This window comes from Microbulbifer mixtoriginis (SeqCode) (assembly GCF_052466715.1).
In genome coordinates this window covers 955,123-977,316 of sequence record NZ_CP174288.1, presented here as the reverse complement: position 1 = coordinate 977,316, position 22,194 = coordinate 955,123, and the positions used below count along the sequence as shown (strand labels likewise).

Here is a 22,194-nt window from a genome sequence, read left to right as displayed (position 1 = left end):
TGCAGAGGCTCTATGCATTACCTTATTCTGCCATTCGCTCTGGTTTTTGCCTTATCCGGCTGCGACCGCAAGGGTGAGCCACATAAGGCCCAATCATCGGGTAGTGAAGTAACCGCCGGTCAAACAGCCAGCGAGGCAATGAAACAGCCGATTAAGCAAAACGCGAGCAGCACGGCGGAAGACCCCACCAATCAGCTACAGGCTACCGCTTCGGGTAGTGAAACCATTTGTACACCGGGCTGGTTTACCTGGGTACAGCGGCAAGTGATGGCCCAACAAGATGGCGACCTGAAAAAAATGTACCCATCAGGTCTCCCCCCCATTGGCAGTGCAGAGTGGTTTGACGCAATCACCAAGCTGACGGGCGGCAACCTGGCCGATGTAAAGCCCGGCAGCCCGGAGTGGTGTCTAGCAGTTCAGAAACGTCTCAGTCACCCCGGTGACCAGGGCCTGTAAGGCAATCAAAAGGCCAAGTATCTTGCTGAGTAAAAGCGAGATGTAAACCTTCTATTACCCGGTCAATTTTTCAACCGGGTCCGCAAGCGAGGTAGTGAAAAATGAAGTTCTTCAGCAGAATGTTGCTGGCACTAATCGCCGCAACCACGCTACAAGTCGCCATCGCCGACGAGAAACCCCCTCCCGGGGCTATGGCACTCTCTATGGTGCTCACAAAGTTAGAGCAACAGGGTTACACCCCTATTGTGGAGGTAGACCTGGAAAGAGGACGCTGGAAAGTGGAGGCCTACAAGGGCGATCAGAAATACGACCTGATTGTGGATCCTAATTCAGCAGAGGTCCAATCCGAAAAACCCGATAACAGCTGACTCGCATAGTCTGCGATCATTCCTACCAGCCCTCCCCGGATTAGGGATACTCTAGGGAGGGCCTGAATTCATCACAGTTTTTACCAATGTGGTGGCAACTCACGTAACCACAGTGATTATGTCTATTCACTGACGTAATTGGTCAAGCACCGCGAGGATGAATGCGTTAGTCTGGTCTAAGACAAACGCCAAAGGATAATAAAATGACCATCCAGACGCTTACTCGGCAGGATGCAGACAAGGCGCTACTCCAGAACCAGCTAGACAACCAGCGCCGAGCCCATCACGCCAACCCTGTTCCCAGCTATCAGCAGCGTGTTCAAGATCTAAAAACCCTGGCACGAATGCTGCGTGAACAGCAGGAAGCCATCATTGAAGCCATATGCTGTGACTACGGCAATCGCTCGCGGGAAGAAACCCTGCTATTGGAGATATATCCTGCGCTTTCCGGCATCAAGGATGCCATAAAGAATATCAAGAAATGGATGAAGCCCAGGCGGCGCCATATCGACTTCAAAGCCTACCCCCTGTCAAAAAATACTGTAGTACCTCAACCCCTGGGAGTAGTTGGGGTAATCGTGCCGTGGAACTTCCCCATTAACCTTAGCTTTTCACCTCTAACCAATATCTTTGCCGCAGGCAATCACGCAATGGTAAAGATGTCTACCAACTCCTGTCGGCTTGCTGAGTTGTTAAAAGAGGTTAGCCCCAAGTATTTTCCAGAGGAGAAACTCTCTTTTATTGCTGACTATGGTGAAATAGGTCCACTATTTTCCAGCCTAAAATTTGACCACCTAATTTTCACCGGCTCCAGCACTACTGGGCGGGCCGTGATGCGCTCCGCTGCAGAAAACCTGACTCCAGTCACACTAGAGCTTGGAGGGAAGTCCCCCGCTATCATCGCCCCCGATTTTCCCATCGAAAAAGCTGCGGAGCGTCTGATCCACTGGAAAATGGTCAATGCCGGGCAAATATGTGTCAATGTAGATTATCTCTTCATCCCTGAGAACCAACTGGATACCTTTATTGAGCATGCCAAGCGGGTAATAAAAAAGCACTTCCCCGACTGGCAGAGCCCTGACTATACCTCCATTATTGACAACGCAGCCTACCAGCGCCTGTGGAAAACACTGGATGATGCCGTCGATAAGGGGGCTAAGGTTTACGACCTGAGTGCCGGAGAACTCAAACGAAATGACAGCCTGCGAAAGTTCCCTCCCCATCTATTAATCAACGTAAATCGGGACATGCTGGCAATGCAGCGGGAAATTTTTGGCCCGCTTCTGCCAATTATGACCTATTCAAGGCCTGAAGAAGTCATTGACTATATCAATGCTCAGCCACGACCACTGGCAATTTATCCCTACACGAACGATAAGAACCTGCAAAATCGCTATATTGAGCAAATTATGTCTGGCGGTGTGTCGATAAATAACTGTGTATTACATGTTGGACAGCACGATATTCCATTTGGCGGGGTTGGGGAAAGTGGCATGGGTCATTACCACGGTTACGAAGGCTTCCTTACCTTCTCCAAATTGCGCCCCATCTACCAACAGGGACCAATCGACCTATTGAAATTAATGCGCCCCCCCTATGGAAAACTTTCCAATAAACTATTGAACCTTATGCTCAAGATGACCCGATAAAATTAGGTACTGGAAAGCATAATCGTATTTAAAAATAATAACCCGGCGAACCCATACGCCGGGTTATTATTTTCGATTCATTCAAACATTTAATTAAAATCACTGGCGTAATGATCATCCACCGTCCACACTAAAAACATGGCTTAGTTGTAGTGTGGAGCCTCGCGTGAGTTTTATTGTAACGGTCATGCTCGTTAGTAATTTGACAAACCCCATTCCCCCAGGGCTAGACCCGAACAAACCCGCCCCAATCTATGATAGCCCCGATCTTTACGGAGCAACGCCTTCGGTTATTGCTCTAGATCCATCGACTATTAGGGCAAAACTCTACAATCTGGGGTTTAAGCCTATAACCAGTATGCGCTTCGTGGGGGGGCGCTGGAAGATTCAAGCAGTTTACCAGGGCGAGCTCCGAGCCTTGGAAGTAAACCCAGATAATGGAATTATTTTTGCAGATCGACCAGCCAATAGGTAACAAGAAAATCCTGAACCAACCTTATGAAAAAAGGAAAAATATTAATACTCGGAGCAGGTTCCATTGGGTCATACCTAGCGGCAAAATTTTTCCGGGCAAACTATCATGTAGATGTCATAGGTAGAAAAGCGGATAGAATTGGAGAACACCTCCTCATCAACTCTAAGAGATATAACTTCCCGCCCACCTCAAAAGAGATCAGTACTCAATCAACCTATGACTTTGTTTTTTTAACATGCAAAATCTATGACCTAAAGAAAAATCTCATCAATTTAAGCAAGACAAGCCCAAAATCAAAAATTATTATTCTATTACAAAACTGCCTTTTTGATATCTCAGAGTTTGAACACACTTATCAGAAAGACTTCACGAGCGTCTTGGTATATGACGGCTTCAATCTGAATAACAATAAACTGAAGCATACAAAAGGTTCTGGGTTTCTCGTTGGAAATGACAAATATTCAGAAAGCTTACTACAGCTATTCAAAAACTCACTTATCGAGACAAGAACAACCAGCAACATAGTACAGCATCGTGTTGAAAAGACTATCTTCAATTGCACAACAAATATCTTTTCTGCCACCTATTCAAGAACCCTCAGGGAGCTTTTTGCAGACGACAAAATAACCAAGCACATGAAAAATGTACTTTATGAATCCTACGAAGTTCTCTCAAAAGAAATTGAGATCAATCAAGACAAACAAGAGATGTGGAAAAAACTCACCCAACAAGCCAAAAATTTGGATCATTACACTTCAACCTACCAGGATGCTAGAGAAAATAAAGTTACTGAGCTTTCCTATTTGAATGGTTTTATTATTAAATTAGGCCGCAAAGTAGAAGTTGCCACTCCTTACACCATTGAAGCCGTGTATAATTTTAAGAGAAAGTATCCTAACTTATATTGAGATTACCTAGCTGTCCGCCCCAAACTCCCAACTGGCCTTAAAGTAGAGCATTTAAATAGACTTACGACTTTATACTGACTATGAAGAAGCATAATTAACTACACCGCTAGGGCCCAGTATGATTTACCTTCAATCTAGTAGCAGCACTAAAACCAAAGATAAATATGATCAATAAATCGAATTCCGATATTGAAGAGGTGTCACCCCTTTCCATCCTCGGTAAGCGCGTATAAATGAATTAGGCTCCTTAAATCCTAGCATAAAGGAAATTTCTCCCAAATGGAGATTAGACTTAGAGAGATAGTGATCAGCCAAACTTACCCTAATCTCCTGTAAGACAGACTGGAAAGTGTGATTTTCCTCCCCAAGTTTTCTCTGTAAAGTTCTTTTGCTGATCATTAAACGTTCAGATACAGCCTCGATAGAACTCTCACCAGCTGGCAATAACTCCATTAACACGGACCCGACCCGCTCTCCCATTGTGGCTTCGCTGCCCAGGTCCTTTAGCTGTTGACTCAATTTACCTTCAAAGAAATCCCACATACGGGCATTGGCAGTCAGAAACGGTTTTTGTGCATCTTGTGCTGAGAAGCAAATTCTCACCCGGTCTGATTTCTTAATTGAGCAACCAAAGAACTTCTGATAAGGCGTTTGCTCTTCCGGTAACTGCGGTAGAGCCAATTCCAAAGGTTGAATTTTATCCCGGGTTCCCAATCGAGCCAGGCGGATATAGAAAATTAATTCACTCAATCCCAAAGCTGTGGGGATAATTTCATCACTGCCATAGCACTCTAAATTAAGCCTTGTGTACTTATCAGTAATATCCAAGTGCAATTCCATTGGACCAATCAATGGTTTGTACTGCTGTATCCGCAATAAAGCTTGCTTCAGGTTTTCGCTGCAAAGGCTCGCAAACACAGGGGGATCAAATGTTTCAGCCGTAAGATGCTCTGCCAATAAGAGCGGCAGTGGCTTATCCTTCGAAGCCTGGTCAATACCACACCAGAAGCGGAAATATTCCACCGGAGTCAGTGTCACAGACTCCCGCTGTAATAAATCCGCAGGTAACCCGGCATAGGCCAGAGCCAGCGCTGTATCGATATTCATATCGTGTAATATCAACTTCCAGCTGGGAGGTACCAAAAATTTAGCTGCACGCCTGATCATTACCGGGCCTTCCTACAATTAAGACTTTTCCATCGTCTGACGGGAAAACTTCAGTAGCATTTTACGAGGCAATAAAGGCATTATCCAATTCAGAAACAACTTTAGCCGCGTCTCATTGAAAGCAAGCAGATCTCCACGCTCCATAGCCTGATAACCACATCTGGCAACAGACTCAGCTGAGCGGGCATTCTTCCAAATATCGACACCCTGAAGATCACCTGCCGCGACGAATCCTGTTGCAACAGCGCCGGGGCACAAAGCGGTTACTGTCACACCTGTGCCGTTCAGCTCCTCAGCCAGTGCCTGGCTGAATGAAGTTACATAGGCTTTAGTTGCGTAGTAAACCGCCTGTAAAGGGCCGGGAATAAAAGAGGCTGTAGATGAGACATTAAGGATATGCCCACTATTTCGGGCAACCATACCCTTTAAATACAGATGGGTGAGATTGGTAAGGGAAATCATATTTACCTGCATCATACTCTGCTCAGCTTCCAAGTCCCGCTGATGAAAAAGGCCATGACCACCAAAACCCGCATTGTTGATCAGGGTACCAACCTCCACATTCTCACCTTGGGTTCGCTCAAAAATTCTCTGTGCGGACAACGGGTCAGATAGATCTTCAGCAATTACCATTGCTTGGACACCAAACTCTTTCTCCAGCTGCTGCTTGAGTGATAAAAGCTTCCCCTCAGACCGAGCAACCAGAACCAGGTTGCCACCTTTAGCCGCATGTATCTTGGCCAACTCCAGACCAATACCACCAGAGGCTCCTGTGATAAGTGCCGCTTCCATCAAATTGTCTCCCAAGTGTTAATCTTAGAATCAGTATATATACTAAAGACGCCAGCCAAGAATCCGATTGTGCCGGTTGGCTATCCAAACATGCCATCGCTCAAAGGGATAGTTTCAACTTATCTAAGATTTTTTCAGAAACGATGAAATAAGCTCGAGATCTCGTTTCTCGTATTAAGGGTATTGAAATCGCAACCCCAGAACTTGAGAGACGCTACTTTTGGGTAAAGACGGAATAATTTCCTAGAGTAGCTTTCACTAGCGGTGACCATTGCCCTCGTATATACCATACCTATTAAAATTCAGTGTATTCAGGCTACCGTTACTTATTATTTTTGATGCTGTGACTTTATGGTCGCGTCACTGTCCACTCTGGAGAGTAAGAACCTCTACCTCAATTGAGTCATATACTGTGACTCCGTAAACCCAGCGTTCTAACATTCATACACTGATTACACCAGCCTGGGCTTAAACAACAGGGTATTCTCTTGGTACTTGATTTATATAGCATTGATATTACAAGGGGCATGAAGCACACTTAACACACAATTTAAGACGCAGTTTTAGCCTAACAACTGTTTTTTGCTAGTGTTCTCCACATGCAAGAATCTAGAAAGGCTTCACTACTCCCAACCCTTCAGTATGGTGTAAAAATAGCATTTATCACTTTTAAATTAATTATGTTCATGTCTAAAAGGCTGAAAGTTCCTGGCAACATTTAGTTACCCTTTAATATTCACCATGCACACATGACTTAGCCTGAGATAAATCAAAAACTTAAAAAATCAATTTAAAGAACTCGATCAACAAGTAACTGGCAACCAAAACTATTTACCAGCTAAAGATATATGCGAATCTTTATAATAGAAGACGACATCAAATTAAGCCATTACCTTCACAAGGGCTTCAACCAGGAAGGGCATAGTGTAGAGCTATGCCATGATGGAAAAACAGGATTAATTCAAGCTAGCACCGAAAATTTTGATGTAATCATCCTTGACCGAATGCTTCCTGGTATGGATGGGCTAAAGCTATTAAGGTCCCTGAGGGGAATGGAAATCAGTACACCAGTTTTAATGCTAAGTAACCTTGGAGACGTTGACCATCGCGTTGAAGGTTTACGTAGTGGATGTGATGACTACCTTTCCAAACCTTTTTCTTTTACGGAGCTTTTAGCCAGAGTCGAAGTCATTAGTAGGCGCCAACCTCAGTCCAATACCTATGAAACCCTTATTGTTTCAGACCTTGAGCTCAATCTCTTAACAAGAAAGGCACAACGCAGAGGCCGTAGTATTGAGCTATTAACCCAAGAATTCAAACTCCTAGAATATCTTATGAGACATGAAGGTCAAATTATTACAAAAACAATGCTTTTGGAGCAAGTCTGGGACCTTCATTTTGACCCCAAGACCAATGTAGTAGAAGTACACGTAAGCAGACTGAGAAAAAAAGTTGACCAATCTCAGGATAGCCCTCTTATTCACACAGTAAGGGGGGCCGGTTATGTCCTTCACGAAAAAAATTAAGCTACATAAAAGCTCTAGTTTCAGACTGGCAATTATTACATTCAGCTGCGTCTGCCTTAGCTCCAGCATTTCACTGGCAAGCATCTATTTACTCACAAAGAAATCCTTGACACATCCAACATTTCATAAAGTTGAAAATATAACAAAAGAATCTATTGCGGCAATCAATGACCTAGAGTTTTTTCACCCCGACCTTTTTCCAAACTTCCAAAATGTAAAACCTAATAATTTTATTAACAACCACGTTTCACCAGAAAAATTCACTAGCGATTACATACACCACTTCAAAAACCTTTTAAGTAAAAGCAGCTTAAGTCAGCAAGAGAAACTTGCTATTCAAGGGCGATTATTCGCATTGGGAGAGGACATAAATCCCCCTCTAGAAAAGATTCCCGCCAACTTAATCTGGCATCTACTTAACAGCGAATTTCCCGAAGATTTTCACGATTATGTAGACCAGATTACTGATGAACGATTTAGCCACTGGCCCCAACAACATAAAAAACGTCACATAGATACAACACTACTTACAAAATATTATATTGAGACAGAGTATTTTTTAGATACAGAGGACCTCTGTGTACAGCTTCAGGATAGAAGGGGAAATATTATACTCAGCAATATCGAAGGAACTTCCCCACAAAGCACGAATTATAAGTCTACATACACAGCAACCTACAATCCAGACTCTTCATTTTCTCAAGAACATGAACAACACATATGCCTAGCAAAATCTTCTCAACTTAGTGATGGAGGAGAACTCATACTGGGAAAGGATTTCACCCAAGAATTTCACTTATTGAAAAACCTTAACTCAGCTATTTTTTATGGGCTTTTGATCACTACAATTATTAGTCTAATTTGTGGATATCTTGTATCTAGGCAATCAGTCAGAAGAATAAGCGAGATCAACAAAGTATGCCGCCAAATTATGTCTGGCGATCTGAACAGACGGATCCCATATAATAGTAATGGCGGAGACTATGATCAATTATCTATACATATCAATACAATGCTGGACAAAATTCAACAGTTGATGATGGGGATAAAGCAGGTTTCCGACAACATTGCCCATGACCTAAAGTCCCCACTTTCTCGGCTACGAGGCCAGCTAGAACTATTATTGCATATAGAAAAACCAGATAAAGATACCATAGAAGCCATTATTAATGAAAATGACAAGATCATAGAGTGCTTTAATGCATTACTCAGGATCTCACAAATTGAGCAAGGAACGAAAAGGTCAGAATTTCGACACTTTTCACTACACAAACTCCTTAAAACCCTAATAGAAGTCTATGAACCGACTTTTCATGATCAGGGAATACTTCCAACCATCACTTTAGATGATGAGCAGCATATGATTTTTGGGGATAAAAACCAATGGTCTCAGTCTATTGCAAATCTATTTGATAATATAATTAAGTACGCGGCAGGAAGTGGCAATCTGGATATTAGGCTTTCAGCCCAATCTCAGAAGGGTAGAGATTATCTTCGTCTGCAGCTACACGATAACGGTCCAGGAATTCCAGAAGATGATCAAAAAAAGGTCTTTGAACGATTCTACCGGTTGGAATCGCATAGGCATACAAAAGGCAACGGGCTTGGATTAAGTCTTGTTTTAGCTGTTTGCAATTTACACAAAGCCAAGATTCATTTAGCTAACTGCAATGGATTAAAGATACAGATAGATATCCCATCAATCACAGAACCACATTCCGCCCATCCTTTAAATTCTCAAGAAAGCAAGCCCACTAAATTATATTGAGTGTTTATCTGTAAGAGGAAAATAAAAAATTATTTATAGTTAATTTCCACTTACAAAGCAGAATTGCCATACTATGGTATGGCAATTCTGCTTATTCTTAAAATATAACAACCAACAAGAAGGTCATCTCTCACCAACAGAATCACGAATAATTTCAATGGATGAATCCATGGTCGCCGTTACAGGCAACCATACAATCAAAGTCTGAGATCCATCAGTATCTCTGATAATACCCAATTTTACATCGGATAGTGCTTTACCATTGAATTTTACTTTCGGAGTTTTACTTGTTCCCCATTGGCGAATAATTAGTGATGGGTTTACCAAAGGACTTCTATCATTAGCTTTCACCAGCAAAGAAATATCTCCTGATATCCCATCTGATGTCAGGCTATAGGCTCTTTCATCTGTGATAAAAGTAATTGCATTGTCCTTAACACCTTGAACCGCATCTATGACAGGTGGAGAAATCCATGAACTTGCCAAGTCTTGTAAATCAACCGGTGTTCCCTGAGTAAATCCATACATCATAGATCCAGAACCATATTCAAAGGCCTCTAGATTACCAACCGCGAAGTGAGAAACTCTATCATTGGCAACGGAGAATCGACCATCGGAAGGAATTTGAGCTATTGGCCAATGATTCCAAGGGCCTGCAAACGGAAAAATACCTCCCAGGAAATCTATATGCTCTGAACTCTCCTCATTAGCAGAGGGAAAAAAACCACCTGCCTGACTTACTCCAAAGACCTTCCAGTTTGTTTGGCTATTGAGCACCGCAATATTACCGGGCAAAGGGCTGGGGTCCACTCCATCATTAGGTCTATCTAAGGATATAGGATAAATTATATCAGAGGAGTCCCCCTTAAGCCCTGCAATCGAAACTGCATTATAATTCAGGAAGTCCTCAGCCTTTTGACCAGGTCCTAGTAACCATTGGAAGTCCTGGTAAAATTCTACTCCACCTTCATCAGCTGCAGGATGGTAAAAAACATCCCGGATTGCCACCCCATCGGGATAAATTGTATGCACCTCATCAATATAAGCAGTATCCATAACGAGTAAATCAAATACATCTGCAGCAGCATAACGCCAGTGAACCTTAACCCGTGCAGGAGTATTTTCAATCATGCGAACATGGGTTCGTAGAGCCGCCTTATCAGACATGTGTTCAGCCAAAGAAACAATTGGATTGACTGAAGCTGGAGTTTCAGGATCATCTGGATCTGGAATTACTAACTCCACACTTTGATCAGACATCCACCGATTATCCGTCACCAAGTTCATGCCGTGTGATGTTCCTCGCCAATATACATAGCTAATCGGCTTATTATCGAACCGGACTACAATATCTTCGTTATCCGTAACCCTCCATAGGTTATCCCAAGCATCATGAAAGTCTAACTTTGTATAAATTCCACCAAACTTCTGAGGGTATTTTTCCAAATCTGGCAATTGCCGCTTTGTAAAACTAGGATCTGGAGCTTTCTTTTGTGCTAATAAAAAATCATTGTAACTATCATAAAAATCCTTAGATGTCAGAGAGCGCTTATAAATGGCAACTTCGTCTATTGCCCCCTCAATACCGAATATACTGGAGAAGTGATTGAATTCATTTAATTCACTCTCCCGAACCCCATCGGTTGCCGGTAAAGGTGAATTATTCATCCCCACAATCATTGGCATATCTGGAGTTGAAAGATTGACATCATAAGGTTGACTCTTATCTAAAACACCATTGATATAGAGTGATAAATTCTTTTCTGCAGAAACACCAACATGAACCCACTGATTAACTGGGATTACGCTATCAGAGATTAAAGTTTTTCCATTTACCGTAAAAAGGAGTTTACCGTCAGAACTTACTCCAAAATAATACCCCTCATTTCCCATATTATCTGACTGGTGAATGATAGGGGCGTTATTCCATGGATAAGCGGCTAGATTAATCCAGGCTTCAATGGAAAGAGCCTCCTTAAATATGGGTGCCTCATCCTGCGCGACCACCACTGCTGATCTATAACCGTCAAAAAAAAGGGCCGAACCAGACACACCAGCGACCCAATCTCCTCCGTGGCTATCAATATATCCAGTCGCTGATTTCAAGCTCTCAACAGTACTCGTGCCCTTACCCTCATCAAACTTCCAATGAGCCACTGGCAAGCCAGGGGGAGTATAATTGACTATCGCATTTCCATTACCCTGAGACACATCTGCCTGTAGCTCTCCAGACTTATTTTGTATATCAGCTATGCCATTTTCCGTGAGACGCATAGTCTGAATAATGGCCCCTCTACGCATATCCCAGTCTGTGATGGTATCAGTGCCTGGCCGGTATAACCTGGTTACATTGCCATCTCGAGTAATCGTATAAATCTCATGGACTACCCCTTCGGGATCTCGCCCCATTTTCGCATTAGCTTTCGGAAAGTAACGCCAATGAATAACAACCTTTTCATCTGACTGTTCTAAGATACGAACATAAGAAAAGTCATTTGATTTATCAAAGCGAGTATTGGCATCACTCGAAATATCAGCCAAATGCGCTACAGGATTAGAATTGTTTCCAAAATGCCAGACAGGCCGGTAACTATGATCACGAGCAAAAACAAGCTTACCTTTCCCTTCAAGGTTCACAATGATGTCAGCATAAAGCCCTGTGATCTTTTCCGGAATATCTACTGAGTTGACACGGGTATAGTGCGCGAAAAAACCAGCCGACGCTTGGCTTAAGTCTACTTGCGAACTTCTGGATTCTAACGCCTGCCCCTCTCCGGAGCCCCCCGAATCCTTGCAGCCTAGTACTGCAAGACAGGCAGCTAGTACAAGATTACCTTTTGATAACAACATATCTGCTCTTTCCTCCCATTTACTGAAAGGGGAGTCTAAAAGGACATGCTAACCCTTTGCTGGACTGAACATTAAATATATGTAATGTTTCTTCTCAAAATTAGTATTAAATAAAAATATATCGAGTCTTTGCCGACCTATATTCATCATCCTTGTTACAATTCAGAAGGTAATAAACAAAAACAATCGAAGGATTATTTTCAAAAGAAAGAGTTATCTACTCAATTACCTGTTTCACCAAATAAGGATATAGATCTTAAACGCTCTGCACAGAAATAAGCCGAGAGTTAACTTAATCTAAGCAGAAATTGACCCATTTGAAAGCCTGAAACAATGAAAAAACCCGAAATTTATTTAAAACTTAAAATATTTTTTCTTATCTCTCTATTAGCAGTAGGAACTTTTTTATTAGTAGCGCAAAAGACGCAAACTGATCAAGAACACCAGAAAATTCTCTCCGTGCTTTTTATTGGTAATAGCTACACTCGCCCGCTTCCTACAATGATCCAGTCAATCGCTGAAATTAATGGGACACAAATCACCTATAGATCCTTAACCCCAGGTGGATGGACCTTGCGAAAACATTCTGAGTCTGAAGAGACATTAGAAGCTATTCATGAGAGAAAATGGGACTATGTAGTGCTTCAGGAACAGAGCCAACTTCCATCTTTTCCTGAAGAACAGAGACGAAAAGAGATTTACCCTTACGCGAAAAAACTGACGGATGAGGTTCGAAAAGCCGGAGCCACCCCTCTGCTCTTTCTAACCTGGGGACGCAAACATGGAGATATTCAAAATATTCCTGACGATACTCGCAGCAAAATGCAAACTCGTCTGCTAGAAGGCTACCAAAATATGGCTAAAACAACATTCTCAGAAATCGTTCCAGTCGGCCTTGCGTGGGAGGCAATTCACTCTTTAGATAAAAACATCGACCTTTACACTCATGATGGAAGCCATCCCAACCGTAAGGGTGTCTATCTATCTTCTCTAGTCTTTGCTTTCCATCTAGTAGGCTTATCGCAGTTAAATACTCCTCCCATCACGGGTATTCCCGAAGAAACAGCAAAGTTACTTGCACAACAAGCAAAGGCACTCACATTGAGTCCATAAACTTTTCCCAAGTCTAACCATCATTGGGAATATCCAGGCATGCTTCGACTCGTCACAGCAGCTATCTAGTATTTTGTTCTGGACAAAAAAAAGCCCCGCAATTGCGGGGCTTTTTAGATAGGCTGTTAGGCCGGCTTACATCATGCCGCCCATACCGCCCATGCCACCCATACCGCTCATGTCAGGAGCAGCCGGCTTGTCTTCCGGGATCTCAGCAACCATAGCTTCGGTGGTGATCATCAGACCAGCAATAGAAGCTGCCGCTTGCAGTGCAGAGCGGGTTACTTTAGCAGGGTCCAGGATGCCCATTTCCAGCATGTCACCGTACTCGCCGGTAGCAGCGTTGTAACCGAAGTTGCCTTCGCCTTGCTTGATCTTATCAACAACTACAGAAGCTTCATCACCAGCGTTGGCAACGATTTGACGCAGGGGCATTTCCATAGCGCGCAGGGCTGCAGCGATACCGTGGTTCTGGTCTTCGTTGTCGCCAGTTACAGAGATAGCCTGAGTAGCGCGAACCAAAGCGGTACCACCGCCAGGTACTACACCTTCCTCTACTGCAGCGCGGGTAGCGTGCAGAGCGTCTTCTACGCGAGCTTTCTTCTCTTTCATTTCCACTTCAGTAGCGGCGCCTACTTTGATTACTGCAACACCGCCAGCCAGTTTGGCTACGCGCTCTTGCAGCTTCTCTTTGTCGTAGTCGGAAGAGGACTCTTCGATCTGTGCACGGATCTGGCCAACGCGAGCTTCGATGTCTTTAACATCACCAGCGCCATCAACGATTACAGTGTTTTCTTTGGACAGGGTTACACGCTTAGCAGTACCCAGGTGCTCCAGAGTAGTACCTTCCAGCTCCAGACCAACTTCTTCAGAAATTACGGTGCCGCCAGTCAGGATAGCGATGTCCTGCAGCATGGCTTTACGACGGTCGCCGAAGCCAGGAGCTTTAACAGCAGCAACTTTAACGATGCCGCGCATGCTGTTTACAACCAGAGTTGCCAGCGCTTCGCCTTCTACGTCTTCAGCGATGATCAGCAGCGGCTTGGAAGCCTTAGCTACTTGCTCCAGCAGGGGCAGCAGGTCGCGGATGTTGGAGATTTTCTTGTCTACCAGCAGGATGAAAGGGCTATCCAGCTCAGCAGTCATGTTTTCTTGGTTGGTGATGAAGTAAGGAGACAGGTAGCCGCGGTCGAACTGCATACCTTCTACTACGTCCAGCTCGTTTTCCAGGCCAGAACCTTCTTCAACAGTGATAACGCCTTCTTTGCCCACTTTTTCCATGGCTTCGGCGATGATGGTACCAACGCTCTCGTCGCTGTTAGCGGAGATAGTACCTACCTGAGCGATAGACTTGGTGTCTGCACAAGGAGTGGACAGACCAGCGATGTGGTTGACCGCTGCGGTTACCGCTTTGTCGATACCGCGCTTCAGATCCATCGGGTTAAAGCCAGCGGCTACGGATTTCAGGCCTTCGGTTACAATAGCCTGGGCCAGAACGGTAGCGGTGGTGGTGCCGTCACCGGCCGTGTCAGAAGCTTTGGAAGCAACTTCCTTCACCATCTGCGCGCCCATGTTTTCGAACTTGTCTTTCAGTTCGATTTCTTTTGCTACGGAAACACCGTCTTTGGTTACGGTAGGTGCGCCGAAGGACTTGTCCAGAACTACGTTGCGGCCTTTAGGACCCAGGGTAGTTTTAACGGCGTCTGCCAGGATGTTTACGCCTTTCAGCATTTTCTGACGAGCGTCGTCACCAAAAATTACGTCTTTAGCTGCCATGATTCTTATTCCTCAAATTCTTTTTGCGAGTAAAGTTAAAGGCTTTTCTTAGCCTTCCAACACGCCGTAGATGTCACCTTCGCTCATGATGATCAGCTCTTCGCCGTCCACCTTGAGGGTATTGCTGTCGGCATAGCGACCGAAAACAACAGTGTCACCCACCTTCACAGACAGTGCGCGAACATCGCCATTGTCCAGCTGCTTGCCCTCACCCACGGCTACCACTTCACCTTGGTTCGGCTTTTCTTTGGCAGCACCTGGCAGCACGATACCGCCAGCTGACATCGCTTCTTCTTCCTTACGGCGTACTACGACGCGGTCGTGTAAAGGACGAATTTTCATGGATAAGTTCTCCATTGAGTCGTTTTTTTAAGGTTTTCAACATCGGCGGCACTGGCTTTATGGGCCGGTAACCTCACCCCTCTCTGATTCCCAGAGGCGGGGCTTAATTCTCAGTTGAACCCTATCTATGGGCGCGAGAATGGATTTCAACAGTCTTCAATAAAAAAACTACAAAAGTGCCGGGTGAAGCACAAAATAGTGCACTATTTAACCAGCTCAATCTTTATGATGCTTGTGATCTACCTGATCCATAGGTTTTCGCTCATCCCTAGAAAATTCCCCCTCGATAATATCTGGACCGCGTTGGTTGGGGTCCGAGCTGCGGGGGTCACCAGGCCGCACAATGGTGATATGACGCACCAGTCTCCCCAGTAGCAGTTGGCGTAAACCCGGTATCAGGCAGGCAAATCCGAGGGCATCGGTGATAAATCCAGGAGTGAGCAACAATGCCCCGCCCACGGCAAGAAAGATTCCTTCAACCATCTCCTGGGCAGGTATATCGCCTGTTCGCATCTTCTCCTGAGCCCGCATTAGGGTCGATATGCCCTGCCGCCGCAACAGGGTTACGCCAACAATAGCGGTTAAAAATACCAATCCAATCGTGGGCAAGGCGCCGATTTCTCTCCCTACGGTGATTAAAACCCACATTTCAAGTACAGGTAGGACTATAAATAGAAGCAGTAATGGGCGCATTGAGGGAATTCCTAATAAACCAGCTCTACGAAGCTGGGACGATCAAGGTTTTTCAATATGCTGAAGTAAATGGAGTGGGGAGGCAAATTATTCAAGGGCGCCTCAATCAACCCACAGCAACTAGGAGAGAGGGAGGCTTTGATGGCAAGCGAGCAGCAGGACACCATAGAAGTGCCGGCCATTGGCCGCAGTCGCCACTTGGTAGACGAAATATTAGCCGAGGCCGACATCCAGGTGAATGGTGATAGGCCCTGGGATATACAAGTCCACCGCGAGGAGGCCCTAGACGAGATTGTCGCTCGTCACAGTATGGGACTCGGTGAGACTTATATGCGCGGAGATTGGGATGTCCAAGCGCTGGACCAATTTGTGTACAAAATTCTGGAAGCCGACCTTGGCCGCCATGCCAAGACCTGGCGCTATGCTTGGCGCTACCTGCGCAGTTTCTTAATCAACCTGCAAAGCCGTCGTCGCGCCTTCGAGGTTGGTGAGCACCATTACGATCTCGGAAACGAGTTTTATACAGGTATGCTCGATAACCGCCTTACCTATAGTTGCGGTTATTGGAAGGATGCTCAAACCCTGGACGAAGCTCAAGAAGCCAAGCTCGACCTTATCTGCCGTAAGCTGCAACTAGAACCTGGGATGCGTCTATTGGATATCGGTTGTGGCTGGGGGAGCCTGATCGGCTATGCCGCCCAGAAATACCAGGTAGAGTGTGTCGGAGTAACGATCTCCCGCGAACAAAGAGCCTATGTTTCCGAACGCTATGCCAACCTACCGATTACCGTCTCCCTACAGGATTACCGAATGCTTGATGAGCCTTTCGACCGTATTGCCAGTGTCGGAATGTTTGAACATGTTGGGCGTAAAAATCATCGAGCTTTTATGGAAGTGGCTAAACGCTGCCTAAAGAAAGATGGAACTTTACTGCTCCATACTATCGGTAAAGCAAGACCAGCCAATACCGATCCATGGATTGAAAAATACATTTTCCCCAATGGGGAAATACCGGCTGCAACGCAGATAACCAAGGCAGCCCAAGACCTTCTCACACTTGAAGATCTGCATAACTTTGGGCCTGACTACGATAAAACCCTGATGGCATGGCATAAAAATTTCGAGGAAAATTGGCCGCGCTTTGCCGATCGTTACGGCAGACGCTTTTATCGTATGTGGCGCTATTACCTTTTGTTCTGCGCCGCTACATTTAGAGTTCGCAGAGTACAGCTCTGGCAATGGATGCTCTCAAAAAATAGGGTTGGCGGTGTGGAGAGAATTTGCTAGTTCAAGAAATTTTTGATTAAAGACTTCAAATTCTTCCAACATTGAGAGTTCCAAAAGTCTGGGGGAGCAATTGGTAGCAGCGATTAAGCTCTACTTCTATCAAAGCTTCCCCAGACCTTTCTCCTGATAATCAAATCCATTAACTATCGCCATTTGCCTGTAAGCCTTATTAATACTTGCTGCCGCCAGGTCTTTACTAAATGCATTATCTATTCACAACCCCTGAAGGACTAAATCTATTTATCGAGGTTCATACGGTTGCAGCCATCATCTTAACGTTCATTACTATCCCATTAACTCTTCTGATGAAGAAGGGTAGCCGTTACCATCGGATCGGTGGCCTCAGCTCATTGTTGATTGCCATTATCTTTTCCATCAGTGCCCTGCTGATGCTATTCAACCCTTACATCATCCCGCATCTCAAGGCAGATATTCCCAAATACCAGATCGATATTGCCTATGTCTACAATACCCACCCAGACCTTTTATTACTGGGATTGATCAGTATATTCAGCTACTCCATATTTTCTGCTTACCGAATATGGCCGAGAATCAAGCACTCTAATGATGGCAGAATCACTTCCAATATTATCGATTGGGTATTGGCTGCTATAGCTGCCTGGGTCGCGGTCTTCTATTTCCAGGTTTTTCTTTACGATATTGGTAAACACCCCAATTATGCCAACATTTACTTGGCTCCATCCGCGTTAATGCTGTTTTTTGTTGGACTCGATGTCTATACGTTTTTTTTCCGACCACAAATAATAGGCCGACCATGGTGGGCCCTGCATATGTGCAAGATGTTGTATGCCTGGTCGGCACTAATCAAAGGCTTTGTGATGCGGGATTTTCACTTATCTTTAGAGCAAACCGTATTTCACGAAGTGGCATCCATCCTGGCTTGGCTCATTATTTCCTTATTTGTTTACCTGTTTTATCGAAAGACTCTCAACACGCGATATGCAAGGAAGGGATAGATAAACCTTAGAGTCATTACTGAAAGGGAAATAAAAAAGGGCGAACAAAGTTCACCCTCTTCTGATCGCGCACTGCTTAATTATTAAATACGTGCACCACCATCGATATCCAAAACTCGACCAGTTAGATAATCATTCTCCAGAATAAACGCCACGGTTGAGGCAATTTCCTCTTGCTCACCCAGGCGTCTCAATGGCACTTGCTTAACCAGACTTTCCAGGATTTCCGGGCGCATCTGCGCAACCATATCAGTGCCAATAAAACCTGGAGCAATTGCAGCTACCCGCACACCGTAGCGAGCCAGTTCACGGGCCCAGGTTACGGTCATAGCGGCAACACCCGCCTTGCTGGCAGAGTAGTTGGTCTGCCCCATATTACCTGCTCGGGAAAGGCTGGAGATATTAACCATCACCCCGCCCTTGCCACTCTCCGCCATAATGCCCGCTGCCGCTCGGCCACAAAGAAAGACACCTGTCAGATTAACATCAATAACAGACTGCCACTGGGCCAGAGACATACGATCGGTCACTTTGCCCTCTTTGCATTTCAACAACATGCCATCGCGCATAATTCCGGCATTATTGATCAGCACCTGCAGGCCACCAAAATCTTCGGCAATTTGCAGGAAGCCCTTATCTACCTCTTCTTCACTGGCAACATTGATAATATAGCTACGAACCTCGGCGCCATGCTTTTCACAAGCGGCAACGCTCTGCTTGAGGCCTTCCTCATTTACATCAATCAATGCAAGCCGGGCTCCGCGTGCAGCCAGGTATTCCCCCATTGCTCGCCCCAAACCCTGGCCTGCGCCAGTAATCGCCACTATGCTGCCGGCAATCTGCATGATGAACTCCTTATTTTTAAATTTTATTACTGCTGTGCCTTGGCAACCTTCTTAAAAGCAGGTTGCCAGCAAGATACTACCATTCATAACCGACACCCACGGTTACCTTGGTATCCTCTTTTTCACTCTCCAGTGATGGTGTGTTGTCGTACTGCCACTGATAGCCGATTTCCATCAATACGCCTTCAACCAATGGCGTGCGTACACCCAATTCGGCATTTGCTTGGTAATCATCGCTATGATCAAAAGACTGTAGGGTTTCCTGGTTAAAGTAAATTTCCGGACCCAGGGAAAATTTATAGCGATAATCTAGCTTAATTCGACCCGCCACATATTGGTCGTCCTGGTCTTCACTCAACTCGGTATCGATAAAATCTTCCTGCAGGCTACTGACACCACCTGCCAGTGAAAATGCAGTCTTGTCTGTATCGTAGAATAGGTAACCAAGACCGAGACCCATAGTGGTCCCCAAATCCAAGTTGCGCGCCTCTTCATGCTCCCACTCAGTGTTTGCCTCGGCAAACCACTTTTCTGCGAAGATCCAGCGCAAGTCATAGGCCAGCTGGTATTTTTCCAGGGCACCATCATCTTCACTATCTTGGTTCTGGTAGAGAGCTCCTATCAGATGATGAAAATCCCCATGACGTACATCCAAGTTGAGTTTGGTATCCAGGTCTTTTCGCTCACGGTTACCAGATTCAAAGACACCCCCAGCACTCACGTTGCCTTTGAAAGTCAGTGGGTTACTGACAAAGTGCGGATACGGCTCCGCCCGCTCGACTCCAGGGAAATCAATTAACCAACCATCTCCCTCTGCGCAGTAGACTTCCCACTGCTCCTGCCGGTGCCCCGCCAGGGTACAGGGCTCATCGCGCCCGGCAATCTTCAAGTCGGTATCAACGTCCATAGAGACGACTTTGGACTTATCGACTTTGACCTGGCCAAAAGTTTCTGAATTCCAAATTACCTGTTCGCTATCAACCAGCACCAACTCTCCCTGAATACGGTCACCATTCTCAAGGGTGAGCACACCAGCATGGAGTGGCAAAGACGCCAGACAGAGAAGAGTTTGCGTGAAAAACCTAGACAAACGTGTCGATAGAACCACAGGAGGACCTTAAAGTTTCTGGGTGAACCAACAGTGAAAACCGTTCTAAAAAAACAAAACAAGCTGCAATAATGCCATAACTGTCATTAATCTGGCACGCCGTTACTACCCAACTACCCACGGCAATACATGGGCAAGACTTCTTTAGATGCTCATTTATAGCCTATTCGGCATCAATTGCGGCAAACTGAAGCTAACTTCCGGTAAATGGTTTAGCAGAGAAATTTTGTGAGCAAAGAACAAGCCAGCGATACACTTGCCAGAATATGCCGCGTTCTGGCCTCAATCCCATGTGGCCATGTAGTCACCTATGGGGATCTGGCGGAAATGGCCGGCTTCCCCAGAGCTGCACGACTTGCGGGCCAACAACTGAGGAAGTTACCCAAAGACACAACCCTCCCCTGGCACAGGGTGATTAATGCCCAGGGCCGTATCTCCCTGCCAGAGCCAGGAGCCTCTCGCCAGCGGGAGCGGCTGGAGAGTGAAGGGGTTAGTTTTCTTCAGGGACGGGTAGATATGGCGAAATATCGCTGGAAACCCTAGATCAAGCATCCTCTGCACAGTCATGGAGTGATCTTGCCTATTAGGCCTCCTCGCCCTCGCCTCTCCAGGGGGCTACGACAAAGAGTAACAGCATCCCCGGCACCGCAAGCGCTGCGCACAACAGGAAAAAGTTGGTCCATCCCATAGACTCTACCAAGTACCCCGTGGAGGCATTGGCAAAAGTTCTGGGCAGGGAGGTCAATGCTGTAAAAAGTGCCAGTTGTGTCGCAGTGTGTAATTTACTGGTTGTTCGAGCAATAAAGGCAATAAACACCGCTGTCCCGAGCCCCACCCCTAAGTATTCAAAAGCAATCACCACTGCCAGTAACCAGAGGCTGGGCTTAAAGCCCGGGGTGGCAACCAAGCCCTCATTGGCTTGGGCCAGAATCATAAAGCCGAAGATCGAAACAAGCTGAATAACCCCAAAAATCCACAGGCACTTATTAATACCGATACGAACGATTAACAGGCCGCCTAGAAAGCCGCCAATTACCGCCGGCCAAAGTCCAGCATTTTTAGCAACAATACCAATATCCGTATTGGAGTAGCCCATATCCAGGTAGTAAGGTGTCGCCAGGGCTGTTGCCATACTGTCGCCCAGCTTGTAAAGAAACATAAATGCCAATACTAAAATGGCATGCTTAACACCGTTACGACCGAAGAATTCCACAAAAGGCAGGACAATTGCTTCGCGCAAGGACCTAGGCCGCTCCGCCGGGTGTTGCGGCTCAGCTACCATCAAGGTCATAAAAACTGCGATCAGCATAAAAGCTGCCGTCACCCAGAAAACCTGTCCCCAGGCCAGATGATCAGAGAGAATCAAGCTGAGAGAGCCCGGTACCAAGCCGGAAATCCGGTATGCGTTAGCATGAAAAGAGTTACCAAGCCCCAACTCCCAGTCCGGTAGAATTTCCCGGCGAAAAGCATCCAGGACAATATCCTGGCTTGCACTAAAGAAGGCTACGCCAAAACACAGGGCCGCGATCGTCCAAATATTAAACTGGGGATTGAACATGCCCAATGCGCCAATAAAAAGGATCAGCAGCAGCTGCATCACCAACATCCACCCCCGGCGGCGCCCCAGTATTGGAAATGCGTAGCGCTCCATAAGCGGCGCCCAGATAAACTTCCAGGTATAGGGCAATCCCAAGAGGGAGAAGATGCCTATCGTCGCCAGGTCCACCCCTTCAGTTCTCAGCCAGGCAGGTACCAGCTGAATCAGCACAAACAGCGGCATCCCCGAGGAAAAGCCGGTGCCGATACAGATCAGCATTCTCCGGTTAAATACCGCTTCCCTGACTGTTTCGTGGGACATAGTTTGTCGCGTTTATTTGTTAACTCTGCAATTGAAAATGTGCGCTCTCCAATTAACACAGCGATAAACCCAAATGCGGGGGGAGTATTAGCGGCGCACAGGAGAGGTAGTGGTTTCCCCTCCACCAACATAGACACAAGCTGACAAAAATGCTCGGTGACTACCGTCACCCAATGCACAAATAGCTGGTAACCAAAAACGCTAAAGGCCACGTTCAGTGGCCAAAAAGAAAATCG

At 45.6% G+C, this 22,194-nt stretch carries 20 protein-coding genes; 11 read left to right on the top strand and 9 right to left on the bottom strand.

Annotation, left to right across the window (positions count from 1 at the left end; translation table 11 throughout):
* Nucleotides 1–12: 12 nt before the first annotated feature.
* The 5 genes from ACJJH9_RS04335 to ACJJH9_RS04315 all read left to right on the top strand — a co-directional run bounded on the left by ACJJH9_RS04335 (nucleotide 13) and on the right by ACJJH9_RS04315 (nucleotide 3,856).
* Nucleotides 13–456, top strand: coding sequence for a hypothetical protein (locus ACJJH9_RS04335; protein WP_444924427.1), 444 nt, complete (start codon nucleotides 13–15; stop codon nucleotides 454–456).
* A 101-nt stretch (nucleotides 457–557) separates the two neighbouring features.
* Nucleotides 558–824 carry a PepSY domain-containing protein gene (locus tag ACJJH9_RS04330; RefSeq protein ID WP_252084977.1) on the top strand — a complete coding sequence of 89 codons (267 nt, stop codon included), beginning with the start codon at nucleotides 558–560 and terminating at the stop codon, nucleotides 822–824.
* A 203-nt stretch (nucleotides 825–1,027) separates the two neighbouring features.
* On the top strand, nucleotides 1,028–2,473 hold the full coding sequence (locus ACJJH9_RS04325) for a coniferyl aldehyde dehydrogenase (protein WP_444924426.1): 1,446 nt from the start codon (nucleotides 1,028–1,030) through the stop codon (nucleotides 2,471–2,473).
* A gap of 166 nt (nucleotides 2,474–2,639) precedes the next feature.
* Nucleotides 2,640–2,948 (top strand): hypothetical protein, encoded by a 309-nt coding sequence (locus ACJJH9_RS04320; RefSeq protein ID WP_444924425.1) that lies wholly within the window; start codon nucleotides 2,640–2,642, stop codon nucleotides 2,946–2,948.
* A 23-nt stretch (nucleotides 2,949–2,971) separates the two neighbouring features.
* Nucleotides 2,972–3,856: a ketopantoate reductase family protein gene (locus ACJJH9_RS04315; RefSeq protein ID WP_444924424.1), complete on the top strand. Its 885-nt coding sequence runs from the start codon at nucleotides 2,972–2,974 to the stop codon at nucleotides 3,854–3,856.
* Between the two features lie 168 nt (nucleotides 3,857–4,024).
* On the opposite strand, the gene ACJJH9_RS04310 is transcribed toward ACJJH9_RS04315, so the two are convergent.
* Both ACJJH9_RS04310 and ACJJH9_RS04305 read right to left on the bottom strand, forming a co-directional pair.
* Nucleotides 4,025–5,023 (bottom strand): AraC family transcriptional regulator, encoded by a 999-nt coding sequence (locus ACJJH9_RS04310; protein WP_444924423.1) that lies wholly within the window; start codon nucleotides 5,021–5,023, stop codon nucleotides 4,025–4,027.
* 18 nt (nucleotides 5,024–5,041) lie between these two features.
* Nucleotides 5,042–5,815 carry an SDR family NAD(P)-dependent oxidoreductase gene (locus ACJJH9_RS04305; RefSeq protein ID WP_444924422.1) on the bottom strand — a complete coding sequence of 258 codons (774 nt, stop codon included), beginning with the start codon at nucleotides 5,813–5,815 and terminating at the stop codon, nucleotides 5,042–5,044.
* Nucleotides 5,816–6,663: 848 nt separating this feature from the next.
* On the opposite strand from ACJJH9_RS04305, the gene ACJJH9_RS04300 reads away from it, so the two are divergent.
* Together ACJJH9_RS04300 and ACJJH9_RS04295 are read left to right on the top strand one after the other, a co-directional pair.
* Complete coding sequence (locus tag ACJJH9_RS04300; RefSeq protein ID WP_444924421.1) at nucleotides 6,664–7,341, top strand: winged helix-turn-helix domain-containing protein; 678 nt, start codon at nucleotides 6,664–6,666, stop codon at nucleotides 7,339–7,341.
* On the top strand, nucleotides 7,319–9,109 hold the full coding sequence (locus ACJJH9_RS04295) for a sensor histidine kinase (RefSeq protein WP_444924420.1): 1,791 nt from the start codon (nucleotides 7,319–7,321) through the stop codon (nucleotides 9,107–9,109). Before ACJJH9_RS04300 ends, ACJJH9_RS04295 begins: the two co-directional genes overlap by 23 nt.
* 123 nt (nucleotides 9,110–9,232) lie before the next feature.
* Here the strand turns inward: ACJJH9_RS04295 and ACJJH9_RS04290 are convergent, their stop codons facing one another.
* Nucleotides 9,233–11,959, bottom strand: coding sequence for a LamG domain-containing protein (locus ACJJH9_RS04290; RefSeq protein ID WP_444924419.1), 2,727 nt, complete (start codon nucleotides 11,957–11,959; stop codon nucleotides 9,233–9,235).
* A gap of 333 nt (nucleotides 11,960–12,292) precedes the next feature.
* Here ACJJH9_RS04290 and ACJJH9_RS04285 point away from each other — a divergent pair, with 333 nt between their 5' ends.
* Nucleotides 12,293–13,072: a DUF4886 domain-containing protein gene (locus ACJJH9_RS04285; protein WP_444924418.1), complete on the top strand. Its 780-nt coding sequence runs from the start codon at nucleotides 12,293–12,295 to the stop codon at nucleotides 13,070–13,072.
* Between the two features lie 135 nt (nucleotides 13,073–13,207).
* Here the strand turns inward: ACJJH9_RS04285 and groL are convergent, their stop codons facing one another.
* The 3 genes from groL to ACJJH9_RS04270 form a co-directional block, all read right to left on the bottom strand.
* Nucleotides 13,208–14,848 carry a chaperonin GroEL gene (gene groL / locus ACJJH9_RS04280; RefSeq protein ID WP_252084967.1) on the bottom strand — a complete coding sequence of 547 codons (1,641 nt, stop codon included), beginning with the start codon at nucleotides 14,846–14,848 and terminating at the stop codon, nucleotides 13,208–13,210.
* A gap of 48 nt (nucleotides 14,849–14,896) precedes the next feature.
* Nucleotides 14,897–15,190, bottom strand: coding sequence for a co-chaperone GroES (locus ACJJH9_RS04275; protein ID WP_152452204.1), 294 nt, complete (start codon nucleotides 15,188–15,190; stop codon nucleotides 14,897–14,899).
* Nucleotides 15,191–15,406: 216 nt separating this feature from the next.
* Nucleotides 15,407–15,883 carry an FxsA family protein gene (locus tag ACJJH9_RS04270; RefSeq protein WP_444885763.1) on the bottom strand — a complete coding sequence of 159 codons (477 nt, stop codon included), beginning with the start codon at nucleotides 15,881–15,883 and terminating at the stop codon, nucleotides 15,407–15,409.
* Nucleotides 15,884–16,024: 141 nt separating this feature from the next.
* Between ACJJH9_RS04270 and cfa the strand changes: the two genes are divergently transcribed.
* Both cfa and ACJJH9_RS04260 read left to right on the top strand, forming a co-directional pair.
* Nucleotides 16,025–17,170: a cyclopropane fatty acyl phospholipid synthase gene (cfa, locus tag ACJJH9_RS04265; RefSeq protein ID WP_252084965.1), complete on the top strand. Its 1,146-nt coding sequence runs from the start codon at nucleotides 16,025–16,027 to the stop codon at nucleotides 17,168–17,170.
* Nucleotides 17,171–17,370: 200 nt separating this feature from the next.
* Entirely contained in the window at nucleotides 17,371–18,147 is a 777-nt protein-coding gene (locus ACJJH9_RS04260; RefSeq protein WP_444924417.1) for a hypothetical protein, read from the top strand.
* Nucleotides 18,148–18,230: 83 nt separating this feature from the next.
* Here ACJJH9_RS04260 and ACJJH9_RS04255 read toward each other — a convergent pair whose 3' ends face one another.
* Both ACJJH9_RS04255 and ACJJH9_RS04250 read right to left on the bottom strand, forming a co-directional pair.
* On the bottom strand, nucleotides 18,231–18,992 hold the full coding sequence (locus tag ACJJH9_RS04255) for an SDR family oxidoreductase (RefSeq protein WP_252084963.1): 762 nt from the start codon (nucleotides 18,990–18,992) through the stop codon (nucleotides 18,231–18,233).
* 76 nt (nucleotides 18,993–19,068) lie between these two features.
* Nucleotides 19,069–20,040 (bottom strand): DUF481 domain-containing protein, encoded by a 972-nt coding sequence (locus ACJJH9_RS04250; RefSeq protein ID WP_444924416.1) that lies wholly within the window; start codon nucleotides 20,038–20,040, stop codon nucleotides 19,069–19,071.
* 288 nt (nucleotides 20,041–20,328) lie between these two features.
* Here ACJJH9_RS04250 and ACJJH9_RS04245 point away from each other — a divergent pair, with 288 nt between their 5' ends.
* Nucleotides 20,329–20,643 (top strand): MGMT family protein, encoded by a 315-nt coding sequence (locus ACJJH9_RS04245; RefSeq protein ID WP_444898844.1) that lies wholly within the window; start codon nucleotides 20,329–20,331, stop codon nucleotides 20,641–20,643.
* Nucleotides 20,644–20,683: 40 nt separating this feature from the next.
* On the opposite strand, the gene ACJJH9_RS04240 is transcribed toward ACJJH9_RS04245, so the two are convergent.
* Nucleotides 20,684–21,958 (bottom strand): AmpG family muropeptide MFS transporter, encoded by a 1,275-nt coding sequence (locus ACJJH9_RS04240; protein WP_444924415.1) that lies wholly within the window; start codon nucleotides 21,956–21,958, stop codon nucleotides 20,684–20,686.
* Nucleotides 21,959–22,194: the final 236 nt, after the last annotated feature.